Raw genomic sequence first — 16,621 nt, 5'->3', positions numbered from 1 at the left:
GGGTGATTTACACGTTTTCTGCAAATTGCTAAAGTGTCATTGTTAAGGATAATCCTAAAAATTGTTAAGAATGATCTGGTTTTTGATTATTTGCCGGAGAGAGATATTGAAGGACCATCAAAGAAAGTACCTTGCATGGCTGCTGGTCTTCCTGCTGGGAGCGCTCTTCTGGCTCACCCTTTTTCTGATATGGGTATACTGATGACAGCACAGGGGAAGCAGCAACCGCCGGATTCCGGGGAGTCGGAAACGGAAGGGCACAGGCAGATCCGCAACAGGATGGATCGTATGGGGTTGGATCCCGATCAGCGGCGTTTTATCGAAGAGATGCTGGATGACGAAGAGGATGGTACGCCGTCAGAGTGAGCGCCTGAACGGCAATGCTCTTTTCTCCCTCTTCATGAACATCTCTTTTCCCTTTACGGGCGCGATGCCTTAACCCATTCCCCCAGCGGTGCTGGCTGCTGACGAAACAGACGGAATCGCTGAGCCAGAAGCAGTTCTGCGGTGGCGATAGCGTCGCTCAGGGCGTGATGAGCCGGATATTCCGGCAGCCGGTAGCGGCGGCGCAGATCGGAAAGGCGCCAGCTAACGGCGCCGCGCTCGCTGGCCGCTGGGAAGGCCTGTTCTATCTTCAACGTATCCAGCCACACCAGCGGCAGTTCCGGTAGCGCGTTGCGCCGCAGGTACTGACGGGTAAATTCGCGCTCCATCACCGCCCCGTGAACCACCAGCACTTTGCCCGCCATTGCCGACCAGAGCTTATCAAAGGCTGCCGCTTCGCTGACGCCATGTTGCTGCATTTCCGGCACGATATGGTGCAGGGCGACGGCGCTGCCGTCGGTATCGGTCGATGCCTGTAACAGCAGATGACGGGCGCTTTCCAGCGCGATGATGCCCTGATGCACCTCCACCCAGCCCATGCTGACAATACGATCCCTTTCGGCGTTCAGGCCGCTGGTTTCGAAGTCAAAAACCAACAGCGGCAGCTGGCGAATATCCGTCTCTGCCGACGGCAGCGGCGTCCGGAGAATGGCCTGTATCCCCTCCGGCCATCCGGCCTGAACGGGGTCAAGCGCCTGCCGCTGCTGTTCCAGCTTTTTTAGCGGATCCTTTGCCGTAAACCAGTTCACATCAGCCTCCGAACTTCATTTTTGCGGCCTCCTGGAAGCCGGAAACGATGCTAAAGGCGTCTTTCAGGTGCTGGCGCTCGAAACTGCCGAAGCGGGCGGGATCCAGCATGTTGTCAGGCGGTTCGCCGCGGCTCAGGGCCAGACGCTGATGCAGGTAGCGCAACTGGGTCGCGTAGCGCCAGGTGCCGAGCATATCCTGGACAGACGCTTCGTTTAGCGCCTGGCGATCCTCCAGTTGCAGGATGCGATCCTCGGTATTCAGCGTTTCAATATCCGCATGCAGGGCGTAGATACGCACCAGATCCACCAGACAGTGGATGGCGGCGCGCTTGATATTGAGTACCTTCTTGTTGTCGCCGTCTTTTTCCAGCACCAGTTTATGGAAGATGCCCAGCGGTGGCCGCACCCTCAGGGCGTTACGCAACAGCGCCGCCAGTAGCTTAACGTTACGGCTGATTTGCTGGTGGCGATAGTCATCAAGCTGCCGGAACAGCCCGCCGTCGCCCGCCACGTGGCGGATTTCGATAAACACATTCAGATTGAGCAGCCATTCGTATTCCGGGTTGGTGGCCCATTTGCGGTAGTAGTTCTGCCACACCGTCAGACGCTGGCACCAGGTGGGTGTGACCGCCATAAAGCGACCGGAACAGAGGGTATAACCGCAGTCGGCGAGCCCCTTGCAGACGTACATCGCAAAGTGGTTGAAGTAGTGGCGATCGCTGTCAGTGGCGCCGTCGTCCAGCAGCAGGGCGTTGTCCTGATCGGAAGAGAGGTGCACTTCGCCCCGGGCGTGGGAGCCCGCCGCCATCCAGGACCAGGCGCAGGGCGGCTCCCCAAGGTAGCTGATAGCCAGTTCGGTCAGGCGCCGGGTAAAGGCGTCGTAGATCATGGTCAGCACCTGGGCGATAACCGTAGGAGAGACGTTACCGTCCACCAGCGCTTCGAAAATCGCCTGGCGGGTAGGGGTTAGCGCCTGGAGCTCCGCGCTGCTATGGGCCCGGCTAATCTGGTCGATCAGAAATATCGCCTGCACGCTGTTTTTCTGCACCAGTTGCTGGGGCGTGACCAGCCCCACGACGTGGTGCTGACGGTCGATGACCGGGATGTTCTGAATGTTGTATTGCATCATCAGGCCGGTGGCGCGAATCGCCAGTTCGTCCTGATAGACGGTATGCAACTGGTCGGTCATTACGCTGGCGATGGGCTGGCGAATATCGTGGCCGCGGGCCACCACCCGTTTGGTCATGTCCTTGTCGGTCATCATGCCAATCAGCGTGCGGTTTTCATCCACCACAAAGGCGCAGGAGGTACGGACCTGGTCGCGCATTATTCGCGCCACTTCCTGGATGGGGGTCTGGGGTGTGACGACGGCGATATTGCGGTTAGCCACATCCCCCACCGGCCGGAAGAACAGCCCTTTTTCCTGATCGGACCAGCGCACATTCAGCGAGGATTCCATTCGGCTCCAGGCGCTGAGCGCCAGTTGGGACACCACTTCTGGATAGTCGGCGATGGCGTCGAGCAGCGCCTGATAGCCGATACGATAGATCAGGGTGTTGTCGATGGCCTGTACGCTGTAGTCCGGTGCGGGCTGCTGCCAGGATTCATGCAGCAGCCCGAAACCAAAGATATCTTCATCCCCCAGCCGGGCCCGCAGGCTGCCGTCGGGGTGGCGCTGTTCGATGGCGCCGGTGCGAATAATGTAGAGATAGCCGGTGCCGTCAGTCGGTTTATCCAGGGTTTCGCCCTGGCCCAGATAGAGAATCGCCATCTGCTCTGCGACCCGATGCAGCACCGGCACGGGAAGCTGATTAAAGGGCTTGATGGGCTGCAAAAAGGCGACGATGTTGGGTAGCAGTTCTTCCGTCATGACGACACACACTCCTGAATAAAAAAGGCCCCGCACCTGTCACAGTGCGGGGCCGGACGTCCTGCAGGCAGATTACCAGAACAGGGCGTAGATTACCGCCAGCGCGATGACGATGGCGTAAGCGGCAATGTTGAAGCTCCGCTCGGTGTGGAAGGTTTTGGCGGTCAGCACAATCCCTTTTTCGTCGTCGTCGGCTTCAGAGGTACTCAGGCTGGTCAGCGCAATCACCACCAGGGTAAACAGCAGCGTATAGAGCATCTGGTCCATAAACGGCATGTTCAGCGGCATAAACTTCAGGAACAGCGCGAACGGGATGGAGAGCACCACGCCCAGAATCGCCCCTTTGCTGGTGGTTTTCTTCCAGAACAGACCCAGCAGGAAGACCGCCAGAATGCCCGGGCTCACCAGACCGGTGTACTCCTGAATGTACTGGAACGCCTGGCCAATGTTACCCAGCAACGGTGCTACCAGACAGGCGACGATCAGCGCAACAACGGCAGTGACGCGGCCCACGTTGACCAGTTTGTGATCGCCCGCTTTCGGGTCGATGTACTCTTTATAGATATCCATGGTGAAGATGGTGGCGGTGGAGTTCAGCATCGACGCCAGCGAAGAGACGATAGCCGCCGTCAGCGCTGCGAATACCACGCCTTTCAGACCAGCCGGCAGGAACTGGGTCAGCCACGGATAGGCTTTGTCCGCATGGGCGGCGGTCGGCATATTGTGGCCCGCAATGCTGCCCATATTAGCCATCAGCTCCGGCGAAGAGGTAATCACGTAGGCTGCAATACCCGGAATCACCACCAGGAACGGCACAATCATCTTCAGGAATGCGGCAAACAGAATACCTTTCTGCGCTTCCGGCACTGATTTCGCCGCCAGGGTACGCTGAATGATGTACTGGTTGAAGCCCCAGTAGTAGAGGTTCGCCACCCACAGACCGCCGATCAGCACCGCAATGCCCGGCAGGTTCATGTACTGCGGGTTGCTCTGATCGAGGATCATCTCGAAGTGACCCGGCGCTGCTTCGTACATTTTGGCGATACCGCTGAACCAGCCTTCGTCGCCGCCGATGAAGTGCACCGCCAGCCAGGTGGTCAGCAGGCCGCCCAGGACCAGGAAGAAGACCTGGATTACGTCGGTCCAGACCACCGCCGAAAGACCGCCATAGATGGAGTAGACCAGGGCGAACAGCGCCAGACCAATGATGGAGTACATCAGCGGAATACCGAGGATGGTCTCCAGCGCCAGGCCGCCGAGGTAGAGGACGGAGGTCAGGTTAACGAAGATGTACAGGGCGATCCAGAAGATAGCCAGGATGGTCTTCAGGTTCTTGTTAAAGCGCTTCTCAACGAATTCCGGGATGGTGTAGATCCCTTTTTCGATGAACACCGGCAGGAAGTATTTGCCGACAATAATCAGCGTCAGCGCTGCCATCCACTCGTAGGAGGCGATAGCCAGGCCGATGGAGAAACCGGAACCGGACATGCCGATAAACTGCTCGGCGGAGATGTTCGCGGCGATAAGCGATGCGCCGACGGCCCACCACGGCAGGGATTTACCCGCCAGGAAGTAGTCTTCGGTACTCTTTTGCTTGCCTTTTTTGTCTCTGGAAACCCAGAGGCCGACGCCGATGATAATCGCAACGTAGACTGCGAATACCACCATGTCGAGAAGGCCTAAACCTTGTTCAATGTTAGCCATGACTTTTATTCCTACGGCAACCAGATATTCAGAGGCTAATGTAAGCGTTTCCACTGTAATTGAATGTAACCTGATTCACACTTTTATTAAATTTCTCATTGTCTGACATACCGATAAACATGAGTCTTTAAGAATCAACCTGGGTGACTACTTTCAGCCGCATAGTTAACCCGATAAAACATAAGGTGGTATGTGGTTTGCCTCAGATTAATATCCATGATTAGAACAAGCCTATTATCATGGCCTGGCATCGGAGATACCCGTGCGATGATGGCAGAGTCATTGGTGTGTGATAACGGTTACACTGCGGAAAAACGAAAGGCGCGCCGGGGGAAAATCGGTCGCGCCTGGGAGCTATTCATCAAGAATGGGAACAAAGCCGCCAAAGATCATGCGTTTTCCGTCAAAGGGCATTTCATCGCCCAGCGCTTTCATGCGTGGATCGCTCATGAGTTTCTGGTTCGCCGCATCGCGAACTTCCTGGGAAGGGTACTCAATCCAGCTGAACACCACCTCTTCATCCTCCTGCGCCTGCACCGCCATGCGAAAGTCGGTGACATTGCCGTCCGGCACGTCATCGGCCCAGCATTCCACAACGCGCAGAGCGCCAAACTCCTTAAAGATCGGGGCGGCTTTGGCAGCCATCTCCCGATAGGCTTCTTTATTTGCGGCGGGTACGGCGACGACAAAACCGTCGACATACTTCATAGGTTTTTCTCCGGATTAAAGGGATTGGTCGGGCCGGTGGGGCAGGCCCGAACTAAGTATAGTCCGGGTCAGGCGTTCAGACCGTATTCCAGCAGGATCAGGGCATGACGTTCGATAACCTCCGCCGATAGCGCGGGCTGGGCGGGGCGGCTCTGGGCAGCCAGCGGCACCAGAATCAGGCTGAGCAACGAAGTGAACACCAGGGCGGGTTCAAGATCGCGGTGCAGTTTGCCTTCATCCTGCCAGCGGCGCAGGGTATCCAGCGCCATCTGTCGCTCGGCGCTGCCGTGACGGGCGTACATCTGCTGACGCAGCACTCCGGCATCGCTGGTGACTTCCTGGAGCCACAGCGGTGCGAACCAGGGATGACGCCGGGCCGCATCGGCGATCTTATGAACCAGCGCGCGGATGGCTTCCCGGGGGGCGTTAGCATGCGCAGTAAAGACGGCGGCGATATCACTGCGCAGCGGTAAAAAACGCTCCTCTATCATCACATCCAGCAGTTGTTCGCGGGTGTTGAAGTAGTAGTGAAGCACCGCCGGAGTGACACTGGCCTCTTTCGCAATGGCGTTCAGCGAGGTTTCCGCTATGCCCCGGCGGGCAAACAGATTCAGGGCGATATCGAGCAGATGCTCCCGGCGATCGTGACTTTTGGTCTGGCCCCTGGGGCGCCCTGGCCGACGACCTGCGGCCGTCGCGTTGACTTTCAGTGCTGTCATAATAACGGTATCCATTGACTCCGCGACATCATTATCTGAATATTAATTATTCGGTTAATTAATTTCAAATGAGTTAGGGTTATGAGCGCACAAAGTATAACGCACCGGCAAGGTAAGGCGACCGGCGGCGCACCTTCGATCCGCTTGCTGTTCAGCGCGCTGCTGCTGGTGATGCTGCTGTCCGCCCTGGATCAGACCATTGTCTCTACCGCGCTGCCGACCATTGTTGGTGAGCTGGGTGGGCTGGATAAGCTCTCCTGGGTGGTGACCGCCTATATTCTCTCTTCCACCATTGTGGTGCCGCTGTACGGCAAGTTTGGCGATCTGTTCGGTCGCAAGCGGGTGTTGCAGATTGCGATTGCGCTGTTTCTGCTGGGCTCGGTACTGTGCGGTCTGGCGCAGAATATGACCCAACTGGTGTTGATGCGCGCCCTGCAGGGGCTGGGCGGCGGCGGTCTGATGGTGGTCAGCATGGCGGCGGTGGCGGATGTGGTGCCGCCCGCCAGTCGCGGTCGCTACCAGGGGTTGTTTGGTGGCGTATTCGGTCTGGCAACCGTTGTGGGGCCACTGCTGGGCGGCTTTATCGTCCAGCACGCTTCCTGGCGCTGGATCTTCTATATCAACCTGCCGCTTGGGCTGTTTGCATTGGTCGTGATCGGCGCCGTTTTTCAGGGGGGCGAACGTCGGGCACGTCATGAGATCGACTATCTGGGCGCCTTCTGGCTCAGCCTGGCGCTGCTTAGCATTATCCTGTTCACCAGCGAAGGGGGCAGCGTCTACGGCTGGGATGAGCCGCGCTTGTGGTGCATTCTGGCCTTCGGGTTGGTGGGGATTGCCGGATTTATCTATGAGGAGAGGCTGGCGAAAGAGCCGATTATTCCGCTAGCGCTGTTTCGTAATCGCAGCTTTGCAGTGTGCAGTCTGGTGGGTTTTATCATCGGGATGTCGCTATTCGGTTCAGTAACCTTCCTGCCGCTCTGGCTGCAGGTGGTGAAAGGCTCAACGCCGACCGAGGCGGGGCTGCAGCTGCTGCCGCTGATGGGCGGACTGCTGGTGACCTCGGCCCTGAGCGGTCGCATTATCAGCCGTACCGGCCGCTATCGCATCTTCCCCTTACTGGGAACGCTGCTGGCATCGATCGGCATGGCGTTGCTGACCCGGCTGACCAATGATTCTTCCAGTTGGGCGCTCTGGCTCTATACCGGTCTGCTGGGAATGGGGCTGGGTCTGGTGATGCAGGTTCTGGTGCTGGCGGTGCAGAACAGCGTAGGGGCCGGGCAGATCGGCGTGGCCACCTCCGGGGTGACGCTGTTTCGCTCGGTCGGGGGCTCTATCGGGGTTGCGCTGTTTGGCGCCATCTTTACCCGGGTGCTGAACAATAACCTCTCCCGACTATTGCCTGAAGGGGCGGTACTGCCGCGTGAGCTGAATCCTGCGGCGATTCATCACCTGCCTGAGGCATTGCGTCATGACTATCTTCAGTCCTTTGGCGCCGCTATTCATGCCGCCTTTCTGGTCGCCGCCGCGGTAATGGTACTGGCGTTTGTCCTCTCATGGCTGATTCGCGAAGCCCCCCTCAAAACACATCACTAACGCTTTTCTTCTGCTGCGGCGCCGGCCGGCGCCGCCTCTTTCTTACCGATTCATAACATTTTGCGTGTGATATCTCTCAAATTTTTCAACAATTGCAGAAAAATTTGATAACAATGTGTTTAAGATAAATCCTGTCTGCCGAATGGAGAAGGACAGAGAGATGAAAGATGTGGTGATTGTCGGTGCTGTGCGAACCCCTATCGGCTGCTTTAAGGGCGGTTTATCCGGGCATTCGGCGACCGAGCTGGGTAGCGTGGTGGTGAAGGCGCTGCTGGAGCGTACCGGCGTGGATCCGCAGTCCGTGGATGAGGTGATTCTCGGCCAGGTGCTGACCGCTGGCGCCGGGCAGAATCCGGCACGTCAGACGGCGCTAAACAGCGGACTGCCGTGGTCGGTTTCGGCCATCACCATCAACGATGTCTGCGGATCGGGTCTGAAGTCCCTGCATCTGGCGACCCAGGCGATTCAGTGCGGTGAGGCGGAAGTGGTTATCGCCGGTGGCCAGGAGAATATGAGTCGCGCGCCGCGGGTGCTCAGAGAGAGCCATAACGGGGGACTACCGGGGGGCGGTCAGCTGATTGACAGTCTGGTGCACGACGGCCTCTGGGATGCGTTTAACGACTACCATATGGGCGTGACGGCTGAGAATCTGGCCCGGGAGTACGGTATCAGCCGCGAATTGCAGGATGCCTACGCGCTGGCGTCGCAGCGTAAGGCGCGTGCTGCCATTGACGCCGGTCGCTTTCGCGATGAGATCGTGCCGGTACTGAATGACCAGGGCGAGAAGGTGGAGACCGACGAGCAGCCGCAGTTGGATCCCTCTGGTGAGGGGCTGGCGAACCTGCAACCGGTCTTTGATTTTGCCGGTAGTAGCGTGACCGCAGGTAACGCTTCGTCGATTAACGACGGCGCGGCGGCAGTGATGATGATGAGCGCCAGTCGGGCGGAGGCTCTGAACCTGCCGGTACTGGCGCGCATTCGCGCTTTTGCAAGCGTTGGGGTCGATCCTGCGCTGATGGGCATCGCTCCCGTGCACGCTACCCGGCGCTGCCTGGAGCGCGCGGGATGGCAGCTTGAGGATCTGGATTTGGTGGAGGCCAACGAGGCTTTTGCCGCTCAGGCGCTGTCGGTCAATAAGCTGCTGGAATGGGACGAGCTGCGGGTTAACGTTAACGGCGGCGCTATTGCGCTGGGCCACCCTATTGGCGCCTCCGGCTGCCGCATTCTGGTATCACTGGTTCATGAGATGGTGAAACGTAATGCCAAAAAAGGGCTGGCGACGCTTTGTATCGGCGGCGGTCAGGGCGTGGCGTTGGCTATCGAACGAGATTAGCCTTTCTTCCCCGGTATAAAGCCGCCGCAGATAACCTCTGCGGCGGCTTTTTTATTCAGATACGATGAGTTGAATGAGTGAAAAGTTAGTTAGCTGCATATCAATTTCATTGTAAATTATTTTATTTCAATTCTTATGCGTGACCGCTGACCAGCGGAAAATTCCCTCCTGATTAAACCCATCTTTGCCCATCTATCTGTGATCGCTGACAGGATATTTATCACATAATGCATTTTAAAGGTGAGGCTAGTCACGAATGTGGGCCTCTGTTTCTGTGTAATAAATATTTACGATCGCGATCACTAAAATAAAATTCTGTAAAAAATAAAATCACATTTCATAAAAATGAAACGCCATTTTATTAGGGGATTTTCATGTTAAAGAGAACTCTGGGATTGGCTGTGCTCTGTGGGGTTACATTTGCCGCACAGGCGGTAACCGTAGATTTGCGCCATGAATATGTTGATGCAGGAAGCAATGCCGATCGCGTATCAGTTTCACATCGTTTTGCCAATGGGCTCGGCTTCGGGGTGGAAGCGAAATGGAAGTCGGGCGGCACTGACAAAGACCAGCCATTTACCGATATTATCGGTAATGGCCATGAAGAGTCCCTTAGCTGGCGCTGGAAGGCGACCGAAAATATTGCCCTTACGCCCGGTGCGAATATTGAAAGCAATGATAGCCGTACTATCTACAAGCCTTATCTGCATGCACAGTACAGCTTTAATAGCGGATTATATGTGGCGGCGCGTTATCGTTTTGAATATACCCGTTATCCTAACGACAAAGATGAAGAGGATAATAAAACCAATCGCGGCGATTTTTGGATAGGTTACGTATTGGGTGACTGGCGCATTGAATTTAACTATCTCTACAAGCGCAGCGAACATCAGGTACTGGCGGACAATAAGAAGTGGGCGGATGAATATGATGTGAAGCTGGCCTACAAAATCGACCAGAACTGGGCGCCTTATTTCCAGGTGGGGAACGTACCTGGCAGTAAATCCACTGATGAGCGCCAGACTCGTATGAGGGTCGGTGTGGCCTACGCCTTCTGATGTTCCGCCTGGCGCCCCGGAACTCTCCGCTGGGGCGCCGGAGTGGTCTCAGGCCGCGATATTCCTGTTACGTTTCGCCATCATATTCTTCATATCGATGCCCGACGGCTTCTGATAAATCTCCAGGCCAAAGTAGCGGGCGGTAGCGAACATATACTCAAAAATTTCCGACTGGGTATCTTCGTATTCGCTCCAGAACACGTTCGAGGTAAAGCAGTAGATTTCGAGCGGTAATCCTTCCGCCGTGGGGCTGAGCTGACGCACCACCAGATACATATCGTTGCGCACATCGGTCCGCCGCTTCAGATACTCCAGCACATATTTCCGGAACAGCCCAAGGTTGGTGATACCCTGGTTGATAAGCTGACTGGCGGAAATTTCCTCCATGCGGCTGGTCAGCCAGTTTTCAAGCCCAACATATTTTTCGGGTGATATCTCTTGCAATTGATTAAGCAGTAGGGGCGTGGCGAAAACAATGCTTGATTGATCGATAAAAAAGCTGCGCTTAATGCGACGACCACCGGACTCAAACATTGGCTGCCAGTTGGTATAGGGCTCGGTAATAAAATTCTTGGTCGGTACCCGGGAAACTGTGTTGTCCCAGTTGCGGATGGTAATGGTATGCAGGGCGATATCGGTCACTTCGCCGCTGATGTTATTTTGCGGCATCTCGATCCAGTCTCCCGGTTTTATCACGTTGGATGAGGAAACCTGAATATTGGCGACCAGGGAGATCAGGGTATGTTGAAACACCAGCATCAGCACGGCAGCCACGGCGCCAAGACTGGAAATAATGATAATCGGCGATTTGTTGGACAGCGTAGCGAGCACCAGAATGGTGGCAACAGACGAAACCAGAATTTTGGCTATCTGAATATAACCCTTTATTGAGTGGTGTTTCTCGCCGTGTTTTTTGATATAGGCTGAATTGGTGAGATCCAGCATCTCATTGACCAGCATGGTGATATTAATAATAAACAGCACGCCGCACAGGGTACGGATGGCATCCAGCAGGGGATCCGGCAGGCCCTTAATGACCTGGGATAAAAAGTAGACGGTAATCACTGGCGCGATATTGGCCAGACGGCGCGAAATGCGCATGTCCTTATCGTGGGGATCCGACTTTTTGGTGTGCAGGATAAAGCGCCGGACGATATTCAGCAGAAAGAATTTACAGACCACTGCTGAGATAAAGCCGGCGAACAGCATAAAGGCGATCGCCACCAGCGAGAAAATGATTTGGTGGTTCAGGACCCAGTTCCATATTGATAGCGCATCGTGCATAGGGGCGTTCCTCTGGATGGCGGAGAGACACATCATGATGGCTGTTTTCCAGGAATCATCTTTACAAAAGATGGGGATGACGCTAATTCAGACTTTTCTTGCCGGTGGTGAACCAAAAAAAAGCCCCATCGCAGCACGACGGGGCAAGGCCAGAAAAAAACAGCAAACTCAGGCAGTCATCATTTCTCGCTGCGCTGGCAGCTTCGCGATATAGAGCGCCGGTTTACCGTCTTTATCAGAAGTAAACAGCACTGCACTGTCATCCGGCGTAAAGGAGGGGTGTGGATGGGTCACCTGGCGGCTGTTGGCGAAGGTTTCCCAGGATGTATCGTGGCGCGCCACCCGGAACCAGGCTTTGCGCGCGACATCAAAAACATACAGATAAGGATCGTTTTCGATGCTGTAGCCACCGGTATCCTTCACGTCTACCGGGGTGCCGGAACCGTCGCCGACCAGCAGCGTTCCGTCGAAATTGCTCATCAGATGCGAACAGGCGGGCATCTGCATCAACGCTTCGTTCACACCGCTTTCAGGTTCGAAACGGAAGATGGTGCGTCCCTGTTGCCCTTTCAGATAAGAGACGTAGATCAGCGCAGAGCCATCCGGCACCCAGAATTCATGGGTGCAACTCTCGCCTTCGGCGTGCTCTTTAACTTTACGGACGTTGCTGCCATCTTCATTGACCAGCCACATACGGGCATCGACCAGGTCGTGCGGCCCTTCGTGGCAGAAGGCGACGGTGCTGTCGTCAAACGGCCGGTAGATAGGGTGCCCCAGCCATATTTTGCCTTCGTGGATCGTAGCGCTGTCACCGCTTTGCAGATCGACGCGCAGCAGGCGGCAGTGGGGGCCTTTATGAAAGAAGTCATGGAAGATCTGCCAGTCGCTCAGGGGCACCCAGTCGCTTTTGGCGATCTCGATCCCCACCAGTTTGGTGCAGTCGCTATTGGCAACCCAGGTGCCGTAACCCACCCACTCATCCGGCACGCGGTACACCTCGCGCTCTGCCAGGGTTTCCAGAGAGACTTCGAACAGGGTGCGATCGTTTTTTACGTAGTACAGGAAGCGATCGTCAGGAGAGAGGAAACCGCCAAAGGTGTTGTCGCCCGGGCCTTCGGTTAACTGAACTGCCTGCCTGTTCGCCAGATCCAGCAGGTAATAGTTCCAGTGGCCATCGAACTCCCCGGCGAACAGCAGGTGACTGCCATCCCGGGTAAAGCATTTCTGATAGAAATAATTACGGTGGCAGGTTACTTCAGGGGGAGTTAAACGGGTTACCTCCGCGCCGGTATCCGGGTCGCGACTGACGTGATAAGTCAGGTCTACCCGCATTCCTTTAGCCATATTACGCTCCTTCCAGCTCGTCGAATTATATAATCAAAAAGATAGTATTAATTTATAGAAATATTGTTTCATTTTTTGTGATGGTTCGCGCACTTTACCATTTTGATACGAAATTATGTGGTTATCCGGACCTGGCTATCGCGCGCTAACCCTAAAGAGGCAGGGGAAAGCTAAGATCGCCAACCTGGCTCACATAAAATGAAACATTGTTTTATTTAAAATTGAAATCGTGTTTCATGAATAATAGTATGCTGTTGTCAGTTAAGATTGGTTCCACGTAACGGGGCCACTGAGGGGGTTTGCAGGGGAAGGTGAGCAGGGGTTGCCGACGGAACCTGGACCAGATATCGCGCGGGGTGCCGTGCATCAGTAAAAGATTACCTGCCAGGCGGCAGGTCAGACAGATACTAAGGAAAATCATATGATTCTGGATTCATTCTCACTGCAGGGCAAAGTGGCTATCGTGACCGGCTGCGACACCGGTCTGGGGCAGGGCATGGCGCTGGGCCTGGCTCAGGCGGGCTGCGATATCGTCGGTATCAATATCGTTGAGCCGACCGAAACCATTGAACAGGTGACTGCCCAGGGGCGTCGCTTCCTGAGCCTGACCGCCGATCTGCGTAAAATCGATGCCATTCCGGAACTGCTTGAGCGCGCGGTAGCTGAGTTCGGTCATATCGATATTCTGGTCAATAACGCAGGCCTTATCCGCCGCCAGGACGCAGTCGATTTCAGCGAACAGGACTGGGACGATGTGATGAATCTGAACATCAAAACGGTCTTCTTTATGTCCCAGGCGGTGGCGAAGCAGTTTATCGCTCAGGGGAATGGCGGCAAGATTATCAACATCGCTTCAATGCTTTCATTCCAGGGCGGCATCCGGGTGCCTTCCTATACCGCTTCCAAGAGCGGCGTCATGGGCATTACCCGCCTGATGGCCAACGAGTGGGCAAAACACAATATCAATGTTAACGCCATCGCGCCTGGCTATATGGCCACTAACAACACCCAGCAGCTGCGTGCCGATGAACAGCGTAGCGCCGAGATTCTGGAACGTATTCCGGCGGGCCGCTGGGGTCTGCCGTCTGACCTGATGGGGCCCATCGTATTCCTGGCGTCCAGCGCTTCTGACTACGTAAATGGCTATACCGTGGCCGTTGACGGCGGCTGGCTGGCCCGCTAAACGCTTTTTGACCTTTGTTGTGCTTCTGCCTCCCGCCAGGGGGGCTTTTTTTTGGATAGCGGGTTTGAGCCGAAGATTAAAGGCGACGGTGTCTCCATCATGATGGCCCACGCCGGACTATGCATCCGGTATATCGAAATTGGGGAATCGGAAAGGGTCTGAGATTAAAAGATTATATAATCCTGTGATTCAGGGATTAAAAAACCCCGCCGTAATCGACGGGGTCTGTCAGTCGGATTAGTGGATTAGCGCATGGCGCGGCGCAGAATACGGTCGCCCTGGCGCTGGAAGTCGGCGGCGGTCTCCTCCACCGATTTCTTACCATAATCGATATACTGAATGGCGGTGCCAAACAGGGAGACTATCTGCGGATCGTCGAAGTAGGGCGATGTCGTAACGTGGTTCGGCAGCGACTGCGCCAGCTTCAGCCCGGCCACCGCCGGATCCTCATCTTTAATGGTGCCGTCTGCGGTCAGCTGTGCTACCGCCGCTTTACTTAGTGGTACGCCACGCTCAAGCCCCAGCGCCTCGACCCCTTCCTGACTGTTGAGCAGGAAGTTCATCAGAATCGCCGCCTCTTTCGGATGTTTGGTGCTGCGGCCGATAGAGAACATCTGAGCCGGTTTAAAGAACAGACCAGCATCTTTGGCGTCTGGCAGCATCGGGTAGTCACCCAGTTCCAGTTTTGCAGGTGGCTTCAGGTTGTCGGAATACTTGGTGATGGTAGAGTTCCACATGTAGGTACCCGCCCACTCGCCTTCGATCCAGGGGCGCATCTCATACATATTGTTCTTACCGAATGAGGCGTAGTGTTTACTGTCCGGCATCACGTGGCTATCCACCAGCTTTTTGTACATCTGGAAGAACTCGATCCACTGCTCTTTGCTCCAGGCAAATTTCTTGCCCTTTTCGTCAATGGCTGGCTGATTGTACTTCTGTACCATCCAGGAGTTCAGTAGCGCCAGCACGTCCTGGTGTTCCAACACTACCGGGTAGTACTGCTTACCCAGTTTTTGTTCAAAGGTTTTACCGGCCGCCATCAGTTCATCCCAGGTTTTGGGGTAGCTGATACCGGCCTTCTTCCAGGTCTGATCGTTGTAGTAGAAGATCCTGGCGGTCACCGAGATCGGGATCCCGTTCAGCTTGCCATCGATCGTGGTGGTTTGCAGTTCTTTGGGATCGAACTGGTTAAGATCGAGCGCATCGCCCACCTGGTTAAGGTCGTAAAACCCGTTGCCGTTTTTCGAAAAGATCGGCAGCCAGTTCCAGTTGGTCTGCATCAGATCCGGCTCGGTGCGTCCGGCTATCTGGGTGGTCAGACGGGAAAGGTGCCCGTCCCAGCCAGTGTATTCCGCTTTAACCCGAATATTGGGGTGCTGTTTATGGAATTCTTCCAGCGCCTTCAGGGTTTGTTGGTGGCGGCCATTACCGCCCCACCAGGACATCCGTAAATCGACCTGCTCTGCCGCAAAAGAGGGCAGGGCGCTGAGTGCCAGGGCAGAGGTGACCAGCGCACTTAAGACTATTTTTTTCATTATCTCAGGGCTCCTTTACAGAGAGATGTTCTGTTCGGTTTTTGCGTCGAAGATATGGCATTTATCCATATCGAATCGGAACCAGACCTGACGGTTTAGCCCCTTGTCTAGCATCGGTCGGATCTCGTCGGAAGGTACTCGCGCTGTCAGCTCATAACCCGCGACCTTCAGGTAGACGAAGAATTCATGGCCCATATTTTCCACCCGCACCATATCGCCGCGAATGCCGCCTTGTGAGAACGGTTCATCGGAAACAGAGACAAATTCCGGGCGCACGCCGTAGAAAATCTCTTCATCGCGATGACCGGCCAGCTTCTGCTGATGGCGGGCCCCCAGATCCAGGCTTTCGTCGCCCAGTGTGATATGCAGGCGGCCTGCTTTTTCCACCAGGCGGGACGGGCGAATATTCATCTCCGGCGCGCCGATAAAGCCTGCAACGAACATGTTTTTCGGGTGGTGGTAGAGGTTGTCCGGGGTATCCACCTGCATGATATGGCCGAGCTTCATCACGCAGATGCGATCGCCCATGGTCATGGCTTCAGTCTGATCGTGAGTGACGTACACCGTGGTGGCCGGTTTACCGCTCTGCTTCAGCTGTTTATGCAGATCGGAGATACGAATACGCATGGAAGCGCGCAGTTTGGCGTCCAGGTTGGAGAGCGGTTCGTCGAACAGGAACACGTCCGGTTTTTTCACGATGGCGCGGCCGACTGCCACGCGCTGGGCCTGGCCGCCAGAAAGCTGGCGCGGCAGCCTGTCCAGCAGCTCTTCCAGCTCAAGGATCTTTGCCGCTTCTTCCACCTGTCGCTTGATCTCATCCTTTGGCATTTTGCTGAGCTTCAGGCCGAAAGCGAGGTTTTCGCGCACCGTCATATGGGGGTAGAGCGCATAGTTCTGGAACACCATGGCGATACCGCGCTCTTTGGGCGCCAGATTATTGACCACCCGCTCGCCGATGCGTACTTCGCCGCCGCTGATGGTCTCCAGACCGGCCAGCATGCGCAGGGTGGTGGATTTAGCGCAGCCGGAAGGGCCGACAATCACCATAAATTCGCCTTCGGCAATGGTCAGGTCAATACCGTGTACCGCCTGAAAACCGTTGGAGTAGACCTTCTGCAGTTTGTTGAAAATCACTTCAGCCATGTTGATGTTCCCTC

14 protein-coding genes are annotated in these 16,621 nt (G+C 55.6%); 5 read left to right on the top strand and 9 right to left on the bottom strand.

The features are described 5' to 3' along the window. Window positions 1-201 precede the first annotated feature (201 nt). Window positions 202-366, top strand: a complete 165-nt coding sequence (locus tag FEM41_RS24455; protein ID WP_168198746.1) for a hypothetical protein — start codon at window positions 202-204, stop codon at window positions 364-366. A 53-nt stretch (window positions 367-419) separates the two neighbouring features. Here the strand turns inward: FEM41_RS24455 and FEM41_RS00625 are convergent, their stop codons facing one another. From FEM41_RS00625 to FEM41_RS00605, 5 genes are all read right to left on the bottom strand, one after another. Next, window positions 420-1,133 (bottom strand): 3'-5' exonuclease, encoded by a 714-nt coding sequence (locus FEM41_RS00625; RefSeq protein ID WP_206665543.1) that lies wholly within the window; start codon window positions 1,131-1,133, stop codon window positions 420-422. A 1-nt stretch (window position 1,134) separates the two neighbouring features. Then, the gene (locus FEM41_RS00620; protein ID WP_138093314.1) at window positions 1,135-3,003 is read right to left on the bottom strand and encodes a DUF294 nucleotidyltransferase-like domain-containing protein; all 1,869 of its coding nucleotides are present in this window, start codon (window positions 3,001-3,003) and stop codon (window positions 1,135-1,137) included. A 72-nt stretch (window positions 3,004-3,075) separates the two neighbouring features. Next, entirely contained in the window at window positions 3,076-4,707 is a 1,632-nt protein-coding gene (locus FEM41_RS00615; protein WP_138093311.1) for a sodium/sugar symporter, read from the bottom strand. A gap of 354 nt (window positions 4,708-5,061) precedes the next feature. Continuing rightward, the gene (locus FEM41_RS00610) at window positions 5,062-5,415 is read right to left on the bottom strand and encodes a DUF1428 domain-containing protein (protein ID WP_138093308.1); all 354 of its coding nucleotides are present in this window, start codon (window positions 5,413-5,415) and stop codon (window positions 5,062-5,064) included. A 68-nt stretch (window positions 5,416-5,483) separates the two neighbouring features. After that, complete coding sequence (locus tag FEM41_RS00605) at window positions 5,484-6,134, bottom strand: TetR/AcrR family transcriptional regulator (protein ID WP_138093305.1); 651 nt, start codon at window positions 6,132-6,134, stop codon at window positions 5,484-5,486. An 81-nt stretch (window positions 6,135-6,215) separates the two neighbouring features. Here FEM41_RS00605 and FEM41_RS00600 point away from each other — a divergent pair, with 81 nt between their 5' ends. The 3 genes from FEM41_RS00600 (at window position 6,216) to FEM41_RS00590 (ending at window position 10,118) form a co-directional block, all read left to right on the top strand. Beyond that, a complete protein-coding gene (locus tag FEM41_RS00600) occupies window positions 6,216-7,727 on the top strand; it encodes an MDR family MFS transporter (RefSeq protein ID WP_138093302.1) in 1,512 nt (503 codons plus the stop codon). Window positions 7,728-7,887: 160 nt separating this feature from the next. After that, window positions 7,888-9,060, top strand: a complete 1,173-nt coding sequence (locus FEM41_RS00595; protein ID WP_138093299.1) for an acetyl-CoA C-acetyltransferase — start codon at window positions 7,888-7,890, stop codon at window positions 9,058-9,060. A gap of 374 nt (window positions 9,061-9,434) precedes the next feature. Beyond that, a complete protein-coding gene (locus FEM41_RS00590; RefSeq protein WP_138093296.1) occupies window positions 9,435-10,118 on the top strand; it encodes an oligogalacturonate-specific porin KdgM family protein in 684 nt (227 codons plus the stop codon). A gap of 48 nt (window positions 10,119-10,166) precedes the next feature. Here FEM41_RS00590 and FEM41_RS00585 read toward each other — a convergent pair whose 3' ends face one another. Beyond that, entirely contained in the window at window positions 10,167-11,402 is a 1,236-nt protein-coding gene (locus tag FEM41_RS00585; protein WP_138093293.1) for a mechanosensitive ion channel family protein, read from the bottom strand. Window positions 11,403-11,570: 168 nt separating this feature from the next. Next, complete coding sequence (locus tag FEM41_RS00580) at window positions 11,571-12,746, bottom strand: oligogalacturonate lyase family protein (protein ID WP_138093292.1); 1,176 nt, start codon at window positions 12,744-12,746, stop codon at window positions 11,571-11,573. A 421-nt stretch (window positions 12,747-13,167) separates the two neighbouring features. On the opposite strand from FEM41_RS00580, the gene kduD reads away from it, so the two are divergent. Further along, on the top strand, window positions 13,168-13,929 hold the full coding sequence (gene kduD / locus FEM41_RS00575) for a 2-dehydro-3-deoxy-D-gluconate 5-dehydrogenase KduD (protein ID WP_138093289.1): 762 nt from the start codon (window positions 13,168-13,170) through the stop codon (window positions 13,927-13,929). A 245-nt stretch (window positions 13,930-14,174) separates the two neighbouring features. Here kduD and FEM41_RS00570 read toward each other — a convergent pair whose 3' ends face one another. Beyond that, entirely contained in the window at window positions 14,175-15,464 is a 1,290-nt protein-coding gene (locus FEM41_RS00570) for an ABC transporter substrate-binding protein (protein WP_138093286.1), read from the bottom strand. A gap of 15 nt (window positions 15,465-15,479) precedes the next feature. Continuing rightward, the gene (locus tag FEM41_RS00565) at window positions 15,480-16,607 is read right to left on the bottom strand and encodes an ABC transporter ATP-binding protein (protein WP_138093283.1); all 1,128 of its coding nucleotides are present in this window, start codon (window positions 16,605-16,607) and stop codon (window positions 15,480-15,482) included. Window positions 16,608-16,621 lie beyond the last annotated feature (14 nt).

Origin of the sequence: Jejubacter calystegiae (assembly GCF_005671395.1) — a bacterium.
Classification (GTDB): Bacteria; Pseudomonadota; Gammaproteobacteria; order Enterobacterales; family Enterobacteriaceae; genus Jejubacter; species Jejubacter calystegiae.
This window is presented reverse-complemented; position numbering and strand designations above follow the sequence as displayed.